16 protein-coding genes are annotated in these 17047 nt (G+C 72.5%); 13 read left to right on the plus strand and 3 right to left on the minus strand.

The window, feature by feature from the left end:
* The first annotated feature begins 128 nt into the window (after window positions 1-128).
* The 13 genes from JW592_RS16435 to JW592_RS16495 all read left to right on the plus strand — a co-directional run bounded on the left by JW592_RS16435 (window position 129) and on the right by JW592_RS16495 (window position 15058).
* Entirely contained in the window at window positions 129-581 is a 453-nt protein-coding gene (locus JW592_RS16435; RefSeq protein ID WP_209265844.1) for an SRPBCC family protein, read from the plus strand.
* Window positions 582-820: 239 nt separating this feature from the next.
* A complete protein-coding gene (locus tag JW592_RS16440) occupies window positions 821-3523 on the plus strand; it encodes an MFS transporter (RefSeq protein WP_372446518.1) in 2703 nt (900 codons plus the stop codon).
* 192 nt (window positions 3524-3715) lie between these two features.
* On the plus strand, window positions 3716-3952 hold the full coding sequence (locus JW592_RS16445) for a hypothetical protein (protein ID WP_209265846.1): 237 nt from the start codon (window positions 3716-3718) through the stop codon (window positions 3950-3952).
* 74 nt (window positions 3953-4026) lie between these two features.
* Window positions 4027-4860 (plus strand): M55 family metallopeptidase, encoded by an 834-nt coding sequence (locus JW592_RS16450; RefSeq protein ID WP_209265847.1) that lies wholly within the window; start codon window positions 4027-4029, stop codon window positions 4858-4860.
* A gap of 61 nt (window positions 4861-4921) precedes the next feature.
* Window positions 4922-6319, plus strand: a complete 1398-nt coding sequence (locus JW592_RS16455) for a M20/M25/M40 family metallo-hydrolase (RefSeq protein WP_209265848.1) — start codon at window positions 4922-4924, stop codon at window positions 6317-6319.
* Between the two features lie 6 nt (window positions 6320-6325).
* Window positions 6326-8371, plus strand: coding sequence for a S9 family peptidase (locus JW592_RS16460; protein ID WP_209265849.1), 2046 nt, complete (start codon window positions 6326-6328; stop codon window positions 8369-8371).
* Window positions 8368-8901, plus strand: coding sequence for a DinB family protein (locus JW592_RS16465; protein WP_209265850.1), 534 nt, complete (start codon window positions 8368-8370; stop codon window positions 8899-8901). The genes JW592_RS16460 and JW592_RS16465 overlap by 4 nt, the downstream gene beginning before the upstream one ends.
* Window positions 8902-8911: 10 nt before the next feature.
* Complete coding sequence (locus JW592_RS16470; RefSeq protein ID WP_209265852.1) at window positions 8912-9073, plus strand: hypothetical protein; 162 nt, start codon at window positions 8912-8914, stop codon at window positions 9071-9073.
* 353 nt (window positions 9074-9426) lie between these two features.
* Window positions 9427-10125: a 4'-phosphopantetheinyl transferase family protein gene (locus JW592_RS16475; protein WP_209265853.1), complete on the plus strand. Its 699-nt coding sequence runs from the start codon at window positions 9427-9429 to the stop codon at window positions 10123-10125.
* Window positions 10126-10309: 184 nt separating this feature from the next.
* Window positions 10310-10990: a DedA family protein gene (locus JW592_RS16480; protein ID WP_209265854.1), complete on the plus strand. Its 681-nt coding sequence runs from the start codon at window positions 10310-10312 to the stop codon at window positions 10988-10990.
* A gap of 122 nt (window positions 10991-11112) precedes the next feature.
* Window positions 11113-12282: a sensor histidine kinase gene (locus JW592_RS16485; protein WP_307805433.1), complete on the plus strand. Its 1170-nt coding sequence runs from the start codon at window positions 11113-11115 to the stop codon at window positions 12280-12282.
* Complete coding sequence (locus JW592_RS16490; RefSeq protein ID WP_209265857.1) at window positions 12270-12914, plus strand: response regulator transcription factor; 645 nt, start codon at window positions 12270-12272, stop codon at window positions 12912-12914. Before JW592_RS16485 ends, JW592_RS16490 begins: the two co-directional genes overlap by 13 nt.
* A 131-nt stretch (window positions 12915-13045) precedes the next feature.
* The gene (locus JW592_RS16495) at window positions 13046-15058 is read left to right on the plus strand and encodes a DUF5107 domain-containing protein (RefSeq protein WP_209265859.1); all 2013 of its coding nucleotides are present in this window, start codon (window positions 13046-13048) and stop codon (window positions 15056-15058) included.
* Between the two features lie 21 nt (window positions 15059-15079).
* Here JW592_RS16495 and JW592_RS16500 read toward each other — a convergent pair whose 3' ends face one another.
* The 3 genes from JW592_RS16500 to JW592_RS16510 all read right to left on the minus strand — a co-directional run bounded on the left by JW592_RS16500 (window position 15080) and on the right by JW592_RS16510 (window position 16957).
* Window positions 15080-15442 (minus strand): VOC family protein, encoded by a 363-nt coding sequence (locus JW592_RS16500; protein ID WP_209265860.1) that lies wholly within the window; start codon window positions 15440-15442, stop codon window positions 15080-15082.
* Between the two features lie 107 nt (window positions 15443-15549).
* On the minus strand, window positions 15550-16359 hold the full coding sequence (locus JW592_RS16505) for a methyltransferase domain-containing protein (RefSeq protein WP_209265862.1): 810 nt from the start codon (window positions 16357-16359) through the stop codon (window positions 15550-15552).
* Window positions 16360-16507: 148 nt separating this feature from the next.
* Entirely contained in the window at window positions 16508-16957 is a 450-nt protein-coding gene (locus tag JW592_RS16510) for a CBS domain-containing protein (protein ID WP_209265863.1), read from the minus strand.
* Between the last annotated feature and the right edge of the window lie 90 nt (window positions 16958-17047).

Below are 17047 nucleotides of genomic sequence, written 5' to 3' on the forward strand. Positions count from 1 at the left end.
GTCGCTTTCCGCTGCCAGAATAGAACACTCGTTCGCATCGAACGTGTCAAGGCGGATTTGGGGAGCCGACCGGAGGGTGATTGGCTGGCCACCCCGTCAACACAGGCCGTCCAATCACAGGAGGAGTCATGGCGCAGGTCGAGGCGACCACGCAGCGGGAGATCGCCGCCGGGCCCGATGAGGTGTTCGACGCGCTGGCCGACTACAGCGGGACCCGGGCCGAGCTGCTCCCCGCGCACTTCAGCGAGTACGAGGTCAGGGAGGGCGGCGACGGCGAGGGCACGGTCGTGCACTGGAGGCTCCAGGCGACCAGCAAGCGCGTCCGCGACTGCCTGCTGGATGTCACCGAACCCGCCGACGGCGAACTGGTCGAGAAGGACCGCAACTCCTCCATGGTCACCACCTGGCGGGTCACCCCCGGCAGCAAGGAGAAGACGGCCCGGGTCACCGTGACGTCGGTCTGGAACGGCGCCGGCGGCATCGGCGGCTTCTTCGAGCGCACCTTCGCACCCAAGGGGCTCGCACGGATCTACGACGAGGTCCTCGAGCGGCTGGCAGCCAAGATGGAACAGGGCGGCTGACCACCCCCGCTTCCCCGGCGCGGCGCACCCTCACCGGATCGGGTGGTTTCCGCCGCAGGGTGCTGCCGCGCCGCTGATCTCTCCCGTTGGCGAAAACCCCTGTTCGCCAGGGTGACAGGCGCCTCGGGCAACCGAATCGCGCCCCAGTGGCCCCACGCCGCGCACACGAACCGTGCTTGAACGCTCTTGTCGTGCAATGCGAGAAATACTCCCCCACGAGCAGCGGCAAGGGGAGTGCGATGGGCGGGACCGGCGGGACGATCCTCCACGGCAGGGACGATGGGAATCCCGTACCGGTAGCGGGACTTCGCACATCCGTGACCGAACAACCGGCGGCGGCCGGGCAGAGCCCGGCCGCGGTCGAGGTCACCGTGGAACTGCCCGGCCAGCGCGCGGTTCCGCTCGCGGAAGCGAGGGCGGGGGAGTACGCGTCGGCCTCCCCCGCGCCGGGCGTGACCTCCCGGCCCTCCACGGCACGGCCGTCGCCCGGGCCCGAGTCGGCCTCCGGCGGGGGACCGGCGTCAGGCCCCGCGCCCGGTGGGGCCGCGAGCGGGGGCGGTCAGGGCGGGCCGCCGGCGGAGACCGGTCCGCAGCCGGAGGTCTCCCTCTCGCCGCGCCGTCTCAGGCTGGTGTTCGGGGCGCTGCTGCTCTCCCTCCTGTTGGCCGCGCTCGAACAGACCATCGTCGCAACGGCGCTCCCCAAGATCGTCGGCGAACTCGACGGCCTGCGGCAGATGTCCTGGGCCGTCACCGCCTACCTGCTCGCGGCGACCATCGGACTGCCCGTATACGGCAAGCTCGGTGACCTGTTCGGCCGCAAGGGGGTCTTCCTGTTCGCCATCGGGGTCTTCACCGTCGGCTCGGCTCTCGCGGGATGGGCCGGATCGATGGAGGAGCTGATCGTCTACCGCGCGGTGCAGGGCACGGGCGCCGGCGGCCTCATGATCGGCGTGCAGGCGATCATCGCGGACGTCGTACCGGCGCGCGAGCGCGGGCGCTACATGGGGCTGATCGGCGCCGCCTTCGGACTGGCCTCCGTCGCCGGACCGCTGCTGGGCGGCTGGTTCACCGACGATCTGTCCTGGCGCTGGTGTTTCTGGTTCAACGTGCCGGTCGGCCTGCTCGCGCTGCTGGTCACCTCCTTCGCGCTGAAGCTCCCGCGCCCCCGCGTGCGCCCCCGGCTCGATCTCCTCGGCGCGCTGCTGATCGCGGTGTTCTCCACCTGCCTCGTCCTGCTCACCAGCTGGGGCGGTACCACCTACCCGTGGGGCGACCGCGTCATCCTCGGCCTGGCCGCAGGGGCGCTGGTCAGCGGGGTGCTCTTCCTCCTCGCCGAGCGCTTCGCGCCCGAACCCGTGCTGCCGCTGCGGCTGTTCCGGGACTCCGTCTTCAACGTGACCGGACTCGTGGGCGCGGCCATCGGCATCGCGCTGTTCGGCGCCGCCAGCTATCTGCCGAGCTTCCTGCAGATGGTCGAGGGCGTCAGCGCCACCTCCTCCGGGCTGCTGATGCTGCCGCTGATGTGCGGGGTCGTCGTCTCCTCGCTCCTGTCGGGTCAGCTCATCTCCCGTACCGGGCACTACAAGATCTATCCCATCCTCGGCTGCGCCCTGTCGGCCGAAGGCATGTGGTTGCTCTCCAAACTGGAGGCGGACACCTCGCGCACGGTCTTCGGCGTCTGGTCGGGCATCCTCGGCCTGGGCATCGGATTCGTGCTGCCGGTGCTGATCCTGGCGGTGCAGAACTCCGTGCGCCCCGCCGACCTCGGGGCCGCCACCAGCGCCCACAACTATTTCCGGCAGATCGGCGGCAGCGTCGGTGCCGCGCTCTTCGGGACCCTCCTGGCACACCGGCTCGCGGATGCCCTCGCCCGTGAACTGCCCCGTGGCCGGGGCGAGGTGCCCGACCCCGACTCCCTCACCCCGCAGCTCGTGCGCGCACTGCCGGCGCCGCTGCGCGACGGCTATGTCAGCGCGTACGCGGACGCGATGCCGCGGATCTTCCTCTACCTCGTTCCGGTGCTCGTCCTCGGGCTGGCACTTTCCCTCTTCCTCAAGGAGAAACCCCTGGTGTCCCAGCACACGCCCGTGCCCCCGGCCCGTATCGCCGAAGCACCCACAGCGTCCGCCACCGAGGCCGACGGCGCGGCACCGCACCCCCAGGCGCAGTACCCGCCCTGCGCCGCGGGCGTTCCGGTCTGCGGGGCCGTGCGGCACCACGACGGCAGTTCCGTCCCCCGCGCGGCGCTCACCCTCGTCGACACGGCCGGCCGGCAGATCGGGCGCGGCGCCACTGGGGACGACGGGCGGTATGCGCTCAGCACACCGGGGGAGGGCTCGTATGTGCTGATCGCGGCCGCGTCCGGGCACCAGCCGCGCGCGGTCAGCGTCACCGTGGGCGAACGTCCGGTCGACCTCGACGTGGTGCTCGGAGGTGCGGGACGGCTTGCGGGCAGCGTGCTGACGGCCGACGGCAACCCGGTCAGGGACGCCATCGTCACGCTCACGGATGTGCGCGGCGAGGTCGTCGCCACCACCCGCAGCGGCCGCGAGGGCAACTACGTCATCACCGAGCTGGTCGCGGGCGAGTACACGCTGGCCGCCAGCGCCCCCGTCTACCGCCCGGCGGCTCTCCCCGTCTCCGTACAGGCGTCCCGCGAGACTTGGCAGGACATCGAACTCGCCGGCGGCGCGGTGCTGCGCGGCACCGTACGCGCCACCGGCGGACGGCCCGTCGAGGACGCGAGGGTCACGCTGCTGGACGCGGCAGGCAATGTCGTCGACACGGCGACGACCGGGGCCGACGGTGTCTTCCGGTTCGTCGACCTGGCCTCGGGCGAGTACACAGTGGTCGCCGCCGGATATCCGCCGGTCGCCACTGTCCTGCAGATCGCCGGGGGCGGGCGCACGGAGCGCGACCTGCAACTGGGGCACGAGGACTGAGCGCGGTCCCCGGCGCTCGGACGGCGTACGGGCCGGGCGCTTCCCGCGGCGTAGGAGCGCCGGACACCACCCCCGGCGCCTCCCCCCTCCGTTCGTGACTTCCCTCTTCGTCCCCCTCCGGCTCCACGGTGATGAGTACCCGTGCCCCCTCGCGGCCGGGCCGGCCGTCACCGGAAGAGAGGACTCGAGGCGATGGGAAGCGAGCCGCACGCCGACCGAGGGGCGTGTGCCGCCGAGCGTGCGGCCCGGACGGCGGACACCCTCGGGAGGGGCGAGACGCCGGTCGCCGTGCGCGGCTGCCTCCCGGCCGCCGCCGTAGCCGTCGACGCGGAGGTGCACCGTTTCTTCGCCCCGCACGATCCCGCGCTCACGGCGCTGAACGTGCAGGTCAGCGACGGGTGCGCAGAAGTTCCTCACCCGCTGGGGTGAAAACGAGTGGTGTGGACCAGTGGAGTTATCCACAGGGGTGTCCTGGCGGTTGGCTACCGCGTAACGTGCCGGGCATGAAGATCCTCATCAGCGCCGACATGGAGGGCGCAACGGGAGTCACCTGGCCGGCGGACGTCCTGCCGGGCACGCCGCAGTGGGAGCGCTGCCGGTCGCTGTTCACCTCCGACGTGGACGCCGCCGTCCGGGGCTTCTTCGAAGCGGGCGCTGACGAGGTCCTCATCAACGAGGCGCACTGGACGATGCGTAACCTCCTGCTGGAGAAGCTGGACGAGCGGGCCGAGATGATCACCGGCAGGCACAAGTCCCTCTCCATGGTCGAGGGCATCCAGCACGGCGACGTGGACGGCATCGCCTATATCGGCTACCACACCGGCGCGGGCACCGAAGGCGTCCTCGCGCACACCTACCTCGCCAACTCCCTGACAGGCGTGTGGGCCGACGGCGTGCGGGCCAGCGAAGGATGCCTCAACTCGTTGGTGGCCGCCGAGTTCGGGGTCCCCGTCGTGCTGGTGACCGGCGACGACCGCACCGTCGAGGACGCCAAGGGGTACGCGCCCGACGCCGTGGGCGTCGCCGTCAAGGACTATGTGTCGCGGTACGCCGCGGTCTGCCGGCCCCCGGCCCGCACCGCGGCCGACATCCGGGACGCAGCCCGCCGCGCCGCCCCGCTGGCCGAGCGCCGTACCCCGCCCGAGCCCGAATCCCACACCATCGAGATCGAGTTCGACGCCGAACACCTGGTGGGCGCCGCCACCGTGGTGCCCGGCGTGGAGCGGACGGGTGAGCGCCGCGTGGCCTACACCTCGCCCAGCGCCTATGAGGCGATCCGCTGCTTCAAGGCCGTCACGACCGTCGTCTCCTCCGCGGTGGAGGAGCAGTATGGCTGAGCTGACAGGACACGCTGTGCGTACCGGAGAGGCCGCGCCTACAGGAGAGAAGGGGAGCACGATGACGCCTTCGCCACGGCAGGGCCACCTCGACGCGCAGGTCTTCGACGAAGTGGTGCGGGCGACCTCCGAGCTGATCCGCCTGGACACCACCAACCGGGGCGGCGGCGAGGGCAACGAGCGCCCGGCCGCCGAATATGTGGCCGCGGGGCTCGCCGACGTGGGCATCGAGCCGCGGCTGCTGGAGAAGAAGTCCGGCCGCACCAACGTCGTCGCCAGGATCGAGGGCACCGACCCCGGCGCCGGGGCGCTGCTGCTCCACGGCCACCTCGACGTCGTCCCGGCCGAGGCCGCCGACTGGACCGTGCACCCCTTCTCCGGCGAGGTGCGGGACGGCGTGGTGTGGGGCCGCGGCGCCATCGACATGAAGAACGCCGACGCCATGGCCCTGTCGCTGGCCCGCGCCTGGGCCCGCGCCGGGGTGCGCCCGCCGCGCGACATCGTCCTCGCCTTCACCGCCGACGAGGAGGACAGCGCCGAGTTCGGCTCCGACTTCCTGGTGCGGGAGCACCCGGAGCTGTTCGAGGGCTGCACCGAGGGCATCAGCGAGTCCGGGGCCTTCACCTTCCACGCCGGGCCCGACCGTCGGCTCTACCCCGTGGGGGCTGGGGAGCGCGGCACGGCCTGGCTGAAGCTGACCGCGCACGGCAGGGCGGGCCACGGCTCCAAGGTCAACCACTCCAACGCCGTCAGCCGCCTCGCTGCCGCCGTCCACCGCATCGGAGAGTACGAATGGCCGGTGCGGCTCACCCCCACCGTGCGGGCGGCGCTGGCCCGCCTCGCCGAGCTGCACGGGCTGCGGCCGCTCGGTCCTGACGCGCAGGACGCCGAGGTGGACGCGCTGCTCGCCCAGCTCGGCCCAGCCGCCGCACTGGTCGAGGCGACCGTGCGCAACAGCGCCAACCCGACGGTGCTGGAGGCCGGTTACAAGGTCAATGTGATTCCGGGAACGGCGACGGCCCGGGTCGACGGCCGGATGCTGCCCGGCGCCGAGGAGGAGTTCCACGCCACCCTCGACGCCCTGACCGGCCCTGACGTGCGCTGGGAGTTCCAACACCGCGAGGTCCCGCTCCAGGCGCCGGTGGACTCGCCGCTGTTCGCCGCCATGAGCGAGGCGCTCGAACACTTCGATCCCGGCGCGCACGCGGTGCCTTACTGCATGTCCGGCGGCACCGACGCCAAGCAGTTCTCCCGGCTCGGCATCATGGGCTACGGCTTCACACCGCTCAAGCTGCCCGAGGGCTTCGACTACCAGGCGCTGTTCCACGGCGTGGACGAGCGCGTGCCCGTCGAAGCACTGCACTTCGGCCTCCGCGTGCTGGACCGCACCCTCCTCGGCGGTGCCACCGCCGCCTCCGCTTCCACCACCCGCGACGCGACCGTCCCGTCAGGAGGCTGACCTCTCATGTCCGTCCAGGCCCCCTACGGAACCTGGCCCTCACCGATCGACGCCGGCATGGTCGCCGCGCACGACGGACGGCCCGAGTTCCTCGGCTCCGTCGGCGAGGAGCTGTGGTGGACCGAACCCCGCCCCGAGGAGGGCGGACGCCGCGCCCTGCTGCGGCTCGCGGCCGACGGGCAGCGCCCCCCGGTCAGCGTGCTGCCCCCACCGTGGAACGTACGCAACCGCGTCATCGAATACGGCGGACTGCCCTGGGCCGGCGCGCCCCGCGCCGAGGGCGGACCGCTGATCGTCTTCACCCACTTCGCCGACCAGCGGCTCTACGCGCTGGAGCCCGACGCGCCGGACGCCGCGCCCCGGCCGCTGACACCGCTCTCCGAGATCACCGACGGCGGGCTGCGCTGGTGCGATCCGGTGGTGCTGCCCGAGCGCGCAGAAGCGTGGTGTGTGCTGGAGGAGTTCACCGGCGAGGGGCCCACCGACGTGCGCCGGGTACTCGCCGCCGTCCCGCTGGACGGCTCGGCCGCCGAGGACCGGGGACGGGTGCGGGAACTGACCGGCGACGGCGACCGGTTCCTGACCGGCCCGCGGCTCTCCCCTGACGGCCGCCGCCTGGCCTGGCTGGCCTGGGACCACCCGGCCATGCCATGGGACGGCACCCGCGTCATGACGGCGCCGATCGCCGACGACGGGACGCTGGGCACGCCCCGCGCGGTCGCGGGCGGGCCCGAAGAGGCCGTTGCCCAGGCCGAGTTCGGGACGGACGGCGCACTGCTGATCGCCTCGGACGCGAGCGGCTGGTGGAACCTCCAGCGAGTGGACGTCGAAGCAGCCGAGACGGCTGAGGCGGCAGAGCCGGGACGAGGCCCCACCGTACCCAGGGTGCCGCTGTGCCCGCGCGAGGAGGAGTTCGCAGGCGCCGCATGGAAGATCGGCCAACGCTGGTTCGCCCCGCTGCCCGGCGGGCTGGTGGCCACCCTCCACGGCCGCGGCGCCCAGCGACTGGGCGTGCTCGACCCGGAGACCGGCGAACTGGTCGACGCGGCCGGCCCCTGGACCGAGTGGGCGGCCTCGCTCGCGGTCATCGACTCGCGCGTCACAGGTATCGCGGCCAGCCCCCGCACCTCGTTCGAGATCGTCGAGCTGGACACCCGCACCGGCCACACCGTGGTGCTGGCCTCGCACCACGAGGACCATGTGGACCCGGCCTACTACCCGGAACCGCAGATCCGCACCTTCACCGGTCCCGACGGGCGCGACATCCACGCCCACATCTATCCGCCGCACCACCCCGACCACGCCGCTCCGGCCGGCGAGCTGCCGCCGTACGTGGTGTGGGTGCACGGCGGGCCGACCAGCCGCGCCCCCCTGGTGCTCGACCTGGAGATCGCTTACTTCACCTCGCGCGGCATCGGCGTGGCGGAGGTCAACTACGGCGGCTCGACCGGTTACGGAAGGGAGTACCGCAACCGGCTGCGGCAGCAGTGGGGCGTGGTGGACGTGGAGGACTGCGCCGCGGTGGCCCGCACCCTCGCCCGGGAGGGCACCGCCGACCCGGCACGGCTCGCCATCCGGGGCGGCAGCGCGGGCGGCTGGACCAGCGCCGCCTCGCTCACCTCCACCCTGACGGAGGGCCTGTACGCCTGCGGGACCGTGACCTACCCCATCCTCGACCTGACGGGCTGGGCCACCGGTGAGACCCACGACTTCGAGTCGCAGTATCTGGAATCCCTGGTCGGCCCCCTCTCGGAGGTCCCCGGCAGGTACCGCGAGCGCTCCCCGCTGCACCGGGCCCAACGGATCTCCGTGCCCTTCCTGCTGCTCCAGGGGCTGGACGACGTGATCTGCCCGCCCATCCAGTGCGAGCGCTTCCTGGAACAGGTCAAGGGCAGGGGCATCCCACACGCCTACCTCGCCTTCGAAGGAGAGGGACACGGCTTCCGCAGGGCCGACACCATGGTGAGCGCGGTGGAGGCCGAACTGTCGCTGTACTCCCAGACGTTCGGGCTGGAGCGCGCCGACATCCCCCCGCTGGAGCTGCGCACATGAGCGTCCCGCCGCTCCCGGAGGGAGAGCCCGCACCGACTCTGGCCGACCCGCACCACCTGCTGGAGGGCTATCTCGACTACTACCGCAACACCCTGCTCCGGAAGGCTTCGGCTCTCCCCGAGGAAGAGCTCAGGGCCCCCAGGCTGCCCTCGGGCTGGACTCCGCTGGAGCTGATCCGCCACCTTCAGTACGTCGAACAGCGCTGGCTGAGCTGGGGCTTCGCCGCCGAGCAGGTGCCCGACCCATGGGGCGACCGAGGCTCAGGGCGCGCGGAGGACCGCTGGCAGGTCCCGGCCGGGACGAGTACCCAGCAGGTGCTGGACGCCTTCGCCGGGCAGTGCGAGCGATCGCGGCGGATCACGGCCGCCGCGCAACTCGGCCAGCGAGCAGCGAGAGGCGGCCGCTTCGGCACCGAGGAAGAGGCGCCGACCCTGGCCTGGATCCTCTTCCATCTCCTCCAGGAGTACGCGCGCCATGTCGGGCAGCTCGATGTGGTGGTGGAGCTGGCGGGGTATGGAACGGGGGAGTAGGCGGCACAGCGTGGGGTGGGGCAGTGGCTGCACAGCCGTCTTCCGCAGCGGGGGCAGCAACAGCGTGTGCGGTCCCGTGGGGGAGTCGCCCGGCAAGGTGGACGGCGCGGTGGTGGTCCAAGTGGCGTCGGGAGCGGACGGCACCGCGGTCCTGCGACTCGTCTCGGACTGACCAGGCCAGTCCTGCCGGCCGACGGACCCGCGGCCTCCGGACCTGCTCCGGACCCGCTCCGGACCCGCTCCGGACCCGCTCCGGGGCCGACAGCCCGGCGACGTCCGCGAGGTCACGGGCCTGCCGCAGCAGGGTGATGCTGTCCTCCAGACCGTCGTCGTCGCCCACCGACCACAGCGCGTACTCCACATGGCGTGTCGAAGGCGGGGTCGCCCGTCATCGGCTCGGGGCCGATGGCCGGCCATGGGGCGCGCCGCGCCGACAGCAGGTCCCGGTACGGCCAAGGGGCGGTGGGCCTTTGGGCGCCGGACGCACTCAAGCGTGGCCCTCGCTCGTTCGGGTACGGTCGCGGCATGACGAGCGCCGCACTCGATATCGGTGACCCAGCCCGCTCTCCGGCCGTCCGGGTGGTCCGCGTCTCCGAGCACGCGGCCGCTACCAGGGTTCCCGGAGCCCTCGCGCCGCTCTCGGCACACGAGCGGGAGCGTGCGGCGGCGTTTGTGCGCCAGGCCGACCGTGACCGCTATGTGGTGGCGCACCTGGCGCTGCGCAGGGAACTGGGGGCGCTGCTGCGACTGGAGCCGTCCGAGGTGCGGTTGACCCGGGCCGACTGCCCCGTGTGCGGGGGCCCGCACGGCAGACCCACCGTGCTCGGCGACCCGGTGCACTTCTCGCTCTCGCACGCGGGGGACGTGGTGATGATGGCGTTCGCGGCCGTGCCGGTGGGGGTCGACGTCGAGGAGTACCCCCGTGTCGCCTCGGCGCGCGAGACGATGAGCGCGCTGCACCCGCGCGAGCAGGCCGAGTTGGCGGCCGTCGAGGACGCCGAGGCGCTGCCTGCTGTGTTCGCCCGCTGCTGGACGCGCAAGGAGGCGTATTTGAAGGGGACGGGCTCCGGGCTCGGCGAGGATCTCTCCGTCACCTACGTCAGCGCGCTCGACGACCCGGCGCCGGTCCCCGGCTGGCAGCTCACCGATCTTCCCGCTCCGTCCGGTTACGCCGCCGCCTGGGCGCTGCGGCAGCCCACCGCGCACGAGGTCCGGGGGGCCTGAGCGCCGAACGCACGGGGTGGCCGGTCGTCGGCGGCCGGGGGTGAGGTTTTCCGCAGGGTGCGGACTGCGGAAAGCCGCACAGGCTCGGACGGCAACCCTCATACCGGCGTTGAACTGCGGTTTCTAGCGTTGAGGGCGATCGGGGGAGCAACCCCCACGACCGACCGACAGCGTGGAGACCCCTATGCATCTCTCGTCCTCCGGGCCCCTCACGTCCTTGGCCCTGCCGCAGGAGCCCACCGGCGGCGTCGCGGGCTGGGCAGCCGACCTCGTGGACACCATGGGCGGTCCGGGGGCCGGGCTGGCCATCGCGCTGGAGAACCTCTTCCCGCCGCTGCCGAGCGAGGTGATACTGCCGCTGACCGGTTTCGCCGCCGGACAGGGCGTTCTCTCGCTCGCCTCCGCGCTGTTGTGGACCACGCTGGGCTCGGTGGCGGGTGCCGTCGTCCTCTACTGGATCGGCAGGCTCTTCGGCCGGGACCGGATGCACGCGATCTGGGCGCGGCTGCCGCTGGTGAAGGCGGGCGATCTGGTGCGTACGGAGGAGTGGTTCGCCAAGCACGGTACCAAGGCGGTGTTCTTCGGCCGTATGGTGCCGATCTTCCGCAGCCTCGTCTCCGTACCGGCCGGGGTTGAGCGGATGCAGCTCCCGGCGTTCGTGGCGCTGACCACGCTGGGCAGTCTGGTCTGGAACTCCGCACTGGTGCTGGCCGGTTACTGGCTGGGCGACAAGTGGGAGTCGGTGGGGGCGTATGTCGGGCTGCTCTCCAAGGCGGTGCTGGTCCTGGTGGTGCTCGCGCTCGCCGGGTACGTCGCGGTTCGGCTGCGCGGCAACGGCCGGGCCAAGCACCGTCGCGCCGGATGACCGGCCCCGCACTTGAGCGATCTTGTTCCGGTCGTGGGCCCGTATTAGGCTCCGACGCTGTGCGAGGTGCCCGTGCCCGCGGCGAGAGCGGCACAGCGAGAGCCGGAGACGAGAACCGCGACGTGGCATCCTGGCCGCCGCCTGCTCGGCCCGTCCGCGGCCTCGGCTTGCTCCTCGGCTGCGCCACGGCGCTGCTCGGCTTCCTCCACCTCGTCCTCGTGGGTGCCGCCCTCGGCCCCCTTCTGCTGTGGCCGCTGACCCGCGGCGGTGCGCTGCGCCTTCTCATGGCGGGAGTGCGGGTGCTGACGGCGCTGGAACGCAGGCGCCGGTCCGCCTTCTTCGGCGACCGCTTCCCCGAGCACTACAAGGCGTCCGACCAGAAGCTGCTGCGCTATCTGGCGGTCCGCTGCTGCACGGGGCTGCTGACCCTCGTTGTACTGGGGCTGCTGGGCTTCGGCGCCATCCTGGCAGGGCTGGTGGCGGTGAGAACCGTGCAGGGGGCCTTCGCCTGGGACGACTGGCTGGCGCAGCTGCTGCTCGGCGGGGTGCTGCTCTTCCTCGACCTCCAGGGGCTGCACTCGCTCGCCGGGCTGGACGAGCGCAGCGCCCGGGAGTGCTTCGGCCTCTCCGAACGGGAGCTGCTCCAGCGGCGTATCGACGAACTCGCCACCAGCCGGGCGGCGGTCGTGCACGCGGTGGACGCCGAGCGCCGGCGGATCGAGCGGGACCTGCACGACGGGATGCAGCAGCGTCTGGTGGCGCTCGCGATGGTGCTCGGCAGGGTCCGCAGGGGGCGCGATCCCGGCCGGGCGGAGGCGTTGCTGCGTCAGGCGCACCAGGAGGCCCAGGACATCGTCACCGAACTGCGCGAGGTGGCCTGGCGGATCTACCCCTCGGCGCTGGACAGCCTGGGGCTGCGGGAGGCGCTGGGCGGGGTGGCCGAGCGCAGTGCCGTTCCGGTGCGTACCGAGTTCGAGGTCGCCGAACCGCTGCCGCAGCCCGTCGAGACGGCGGCGTACTTCGTGGTGTCGGAGTCGGTGACCAACGCGGCGAAGCACTCCGGCGCCACCTCCGTACGGGTGGCGCTCCGCACGGCCGGCGGCGCTCCCGGCGGCCCGGGGAAGGTGCTCGTGGTGCGTGTGCGGGACGACGGGAAGGGCGGTGCCGATCCGGCGGGCAGCGGGCTGAGTGGGCTGCGCGGCCGGGTGGCGGCGCTGGACGGCGCACTGCGTATCGACAGCCCCCCTGGGGGACCGACCACCATCACAGCGGAGCTGCCGTGCGTGTACTGATCGCCGAGGACTCGACCCTGTTGCGGGAGGGGCTGGTGCGGTTGCTGGCCGAGGAGGGGTACGAGGTGCCCGCCTCGTTCGGGGACGCGGTCTCCCTGCTGACGGAGATGGCCGAGCGGCAGCCGGATGTCGTCGTCCTCGACATCCGGATGCCTCCCACTCATACCGACGAGGGGCTGCGGGCCGCGCTGGAGATCCGGGAACGCTGGCCGCATGTCGGCGTCCTGGTGCTGTCCCAGCACATCGAGCGCAACTACGCGGCCCAGCTGCTGGCCTCCGACGCGCGAGGGGTGGGATACCTCCTCAAGGACCGCGTCGCGCAGGTCGAGGAGTTCCTGGAAGCCCTGGAGCGCGTCCGGGCCGGTGGCGCCGTCATCGACCCGGAGGTGGTACGGCAGTTGGTCTTTCGTACCACGCACGCGGACCCGCTGGCCCGCCTCACGCCCAGGGAGCGCAGCGTGCTGGAGGCCCTGGCGCAGGGGCACACCAACACGGCCATCGGGCAGAAGCTGCACATCTCGCTGAGCGCGGTGGAGAAGAACCTGGCCGCCGTCTTCGACAAGCTCGAACTGTCGCACACCACCGGCTACAGCCGGCGCATCCTGGCCGTCCTGAGGTACCTGGAGTCCTAGCCGCCCAACGGCCCTGTCCACGCGGGGAAAAGGATCTGGCGCGGGGGCAGTGGAGCGTGTTCCATGGTCATCGGGGGGTCCCGGTCAGGCGGTGGCGCCCGCGGACGACGTATGGATGAAGCGAGGTTGCCGTGGCCACGACCGTACGACGCAGCACCCGGACCCTGCCCGCCGCGCCGCTCGGCCCGGAGAATCCGCTGCCCGCGCTGCTGCCGCCGGACGAGGCCCACGTCCTCACCGACGCGGACCGCGCCGCGCTGCCGGCCCGGATGGCGCGGCAGGTCGGCTACGCCCCGCTGCGCTCCGTGCTGCCCACCCGCGTCCTGGACGGCTACGGGCGGCAGCGCACCCCCACCCGGCTCGACACGCTCGTGCTGGAGAACGACCGGCTGCGCGCGACCGTCCATCCCGGCCTCGGTGGCCGTCTCGCCTCGCTCTTCCACAAGCCGACCGGGCGGGAGCTGCTGTATGTCAACCCGGTCTTCCAGCCCGCGGACTTCGCCCTCAACGGCGCCTGGTTCTCCGGTGGCGTCGAATGGAACATCGGCGCCACGGGGCATACGGCGCTCTCCTGCGCGCCGTTGCACGCGGCGCGGGTGCCGGCGCCGGGCGGGGACGGGGTGATGGTGCGGCTGTGGGAGTGGGAGCGGCTGCGTGACACCCCCTTCCAGGTGGACCTGTGGCTGCCCGAGAACTCGGACTTCCTGTATGTGGGGGCGCGTATCCGCAACCCGCACCACCGCACCGTTCCGGTGTACTGGTGGTCCAACATCGCGGTGCCCGAGGACCCGGGCACGCGGGTGCTCGCGCCCGCCGAGGAGACCTGGTACTTCGCCTACGAGCGCAGGCTGCGGCGGATACCCGTACCCGAGTGGGAGGGCACCGACCTGACCTACCCGCTGCACAGCCGGTTCCCGGCGGACTACTTCTACGAGGTGCCCGACGGCTCCCGGAAATGGATCACCGCGCTGGACGAGAAGGGGCACGGTCTCGTCCAGACCTCCACGGACCTGCTCAGCGGCCGCAAGCTGTTCGTCTGGGGCGCGGGGCCGGGCGGCCGACGCTGGCAGCAGTGGCTGACCGAACCGGGCACCCCCGGTTATGTGGAGATCCAGGCGGGTCTCGCCCGCACCCAGCTCGAACACCTGCCGCTGGAGGCGGGCGGCGAGCTCGCCTGGCTGGAGGCGTACGGACCGCTGAGCGCCGACCCCGGGACGGTGCACGGCGGGGACTGGCCTGCCGCGCGCGCCCATACGGAGCAGCGGCTGGAGGCGGCGCTGCCGCGCGGAACGGTGGAGGCCGCCTACGCGGCATGGCGGTCGCAGGCGGACGTCGAGCCGGAGGGCGGGCCGGGGGACGGGTGGCTGTCGACGGGGTCGGGGTGGGGAGCGCTGGAGACCGAGCGCGGCGGTTTCACTCTTCCGGGTACGCCGTTCCCGCCGGAGACGCTGGGGCCCGAGCAGCGGCCGTGGCGGGAGCTGCTGCACACCGGCACCCTGCCCTGCGGCCCCCACGACGTGCCGCCGGGGCCCACGCTGGTGGCTGACCAGTGGCGGGAGCTGCTGGAGTCGGCGGACGCCGACCCGGACGCCGAGGCGTCCGGCAGGGTCTTGCGGTGGGAACTGGACTACCACCTGGGCGTGGCGCAGTGGCACGCCGGTGACCGGTCCCAGGCGGTACGGAGCTGGGAGCGGTCCCTGGCGGCGGGCGGGCGCTGGCCGGTGCTGCGCTGCCTCGCCGTCGCGGATCAGCAGGACGGCAACGCCGCCCGCGCCGCCGAGCGGTTGCTGGCAGCCGTGCGGGACGCCGGTGAACGGCTGGAAGGCCGCGACCCGCTGGCAGCGGCCGCACTCGGCGTGCTGGCCCGGGAGACGGCCGAGGCGCTGCTGGCCGTGGACCGCGCTCAGGAGGCCGAAGGCGTGCTGGACGGGCTGCCCGAGGAGCAGCGGCAGCGTGGCCGCTGCCAACTGCTGCGTGCCCGGGCGCTGCTGGCGAAGGGGGACGTCAAGGGCGCCCGGGCGCTCTTCGACGCGGGGTTCGAGGTGGAGGACCTGCGGGAGGGCGAAGAGGTGCTGAGCGACACCTGGTCGGCGCTGACCGCCGACCCCCTCCCGCCCCACTACGACTTCCGGATGCGGCCCTGAGCCACGGGACGAGAGGAGGGGCTACTGCTCGGTGGCCCCCTGCTTCCGGTCCACGTACTCGAAGACGCTGCCGTCCGGGTGGCGGGCGACCAGGTTGCGACCGATCGGGGTGGGCTTGGGGCCCGCGATGACCTGCGCCCCCACGGTGTGCAGGTCGGCCAGCGCGTCGTCCACGTCCTGTACCGCGAGCGTCGCCTTGACCTTGCTGAGCACGTTGAGGTGTTCCTCGGGGCCGCTCATCAGGAAGAACGGACCGACGGCGGCGACCTCGACCGGACCGTTCTGGAAGCGCATCGCCTCCGCGCTGGCCAGCCGTTCGTACACCGGCACGGCGGCGTCCAGATCGTCGACACAGATACGCAGCGAGGTCCCCAGAATATCCATGGCACCACCCTAGAGGGGGCCGCGCGCTGTGCCGAACCACGGTCGCTGGGTGTGCAGTTGCGCCGGTGAGCGAGGTGGTGTCCGAGGGCGCCGCGGGGTGCATCCGGTCAGGCGCGGCAGAGGATCTCGCCGTGTACGACGGTGAACCAGCCGTCCTCCTGTTCGCCCCAGGCCCGCCACGCCTCGGAGATCCGGCGCAGGTCGTCGTGGGTGGCCAGGCCGCCCTCGACAGCGACCGCGGCGAAGTGGGAGGCCACGGTGCGCTCCGCCCACAGCCCGCTCCACCAGGCGCGCTCCTCGGGCGTACTGAAGCACCAGGTGCCCGTGGAGACCGTGACGTCCGTGAAGCCGGCCTGACGTGCCCACGCGTGCAGCCGCCGCCCGGCGTCCGGAACGCCCCCGTTGGCTTCGGCGACCCGGCGGTAGAGGCCAAGCCAGTCGTCCATGCCGGGCGCTTCCGGGTACCAGAACATGCCACCGTAGTCGGCGTCCCGGACAGCCACCACCCCGCCGGATGCGCACACCCGCCGCATCTCGCGCAGTGCTCCCACCGGGTCGCCCACATGCTGGAGGGTCTGGTGCGCGTGCACGACGTCGAAGGAGCCGTCCGCGAAGTGGAGTGCGTGCACGTCGCCGCTGGTGAACTCGGCGTTGGTCACGCCGCGTTCCGCCGCGGTCGCCCGAGCCTGTTCCAGCACTTCCTGCGCCGCGTCCAGCCCGGTGACCGAGCCCTGGGGCACCAGTGCCGCGAGGTCGGCCGTGATGGTGCCGGGGCCGCAGCCGATGTCCAGGACGCGGTGGTCAGGGCGCAGCCGGTCGAGCAGGTATCCGGCCGAGTTCGCTGCGGTGCGCCAGCGGTGCGAGCGCAGGACTGAGTCGTGGTGGCCGTGGGTGTACACGGCGGTCTCGTGTGCCATTCGCGCACTGTAGCCGGGCGTCTTGCCATGCGAGCAAGAATGTTCCGCAATATGGACAGCGAGCAGTGGCGCGACGCGCTACGGCGCGCGTGGAACGGGAGGAAGGGGAGGCGGCAGCGGGCAGCGGGAGATGGCCCGTGCGGGCTGGTCACCGCCGGCCGGTCGGGCCCTCCTCGGACCAGGTGTCCGGCGCCGCCCTGCTGATATCGGCCAGCGCCGAGTCGGGGTCGCTCTCCTGCACCAGGTCGCCGATACTGACCATCCCCGCCAGCCGGCCGCCCTCCAGTACCGGCAGCCTGCGCACCGCGTGCGTGCGCATCAGTTCGATCGCGGCCCCGACCTCCGTGTCGGGGGAGACGGTCACCGGGTCGGGCGTACAGGCGGACGCGCAGTTCGCGCTCAACGGGTCCACCCCGTCCGCGACCGCGCGCAGGGTGATGTCCCGGTCGGTGAGCAACCCGAGCAGCTTGCTGTCCTTGACGACCAGTACGTCGCCGATCTCCTGGGCGCGCATCAGCTGCGCGGCCTCCACCAGCGACGCCTCGGGACGTACGGTCGTCGCCGCCGGTGTCATGACGTCTCTGACCGGCCGCGCCATTCTCCTCGCCGCTTCTCCCGGCATCATCGTCCTCGTCTCGTCGTCGCCGTCTCGTCGTCTTCGGCTCGGTCGGACAGCACGACGTACCCG

The sequence above is a fragment of the Streptomyces spirodelae genome (assembly GCF_017676385.1).
GTDB lineage: Bacteria > Actinomycetota > Actinomycetes > Streptomycetales > Streptomycetaceae > Streptomyces > Streptomyces spirodelae.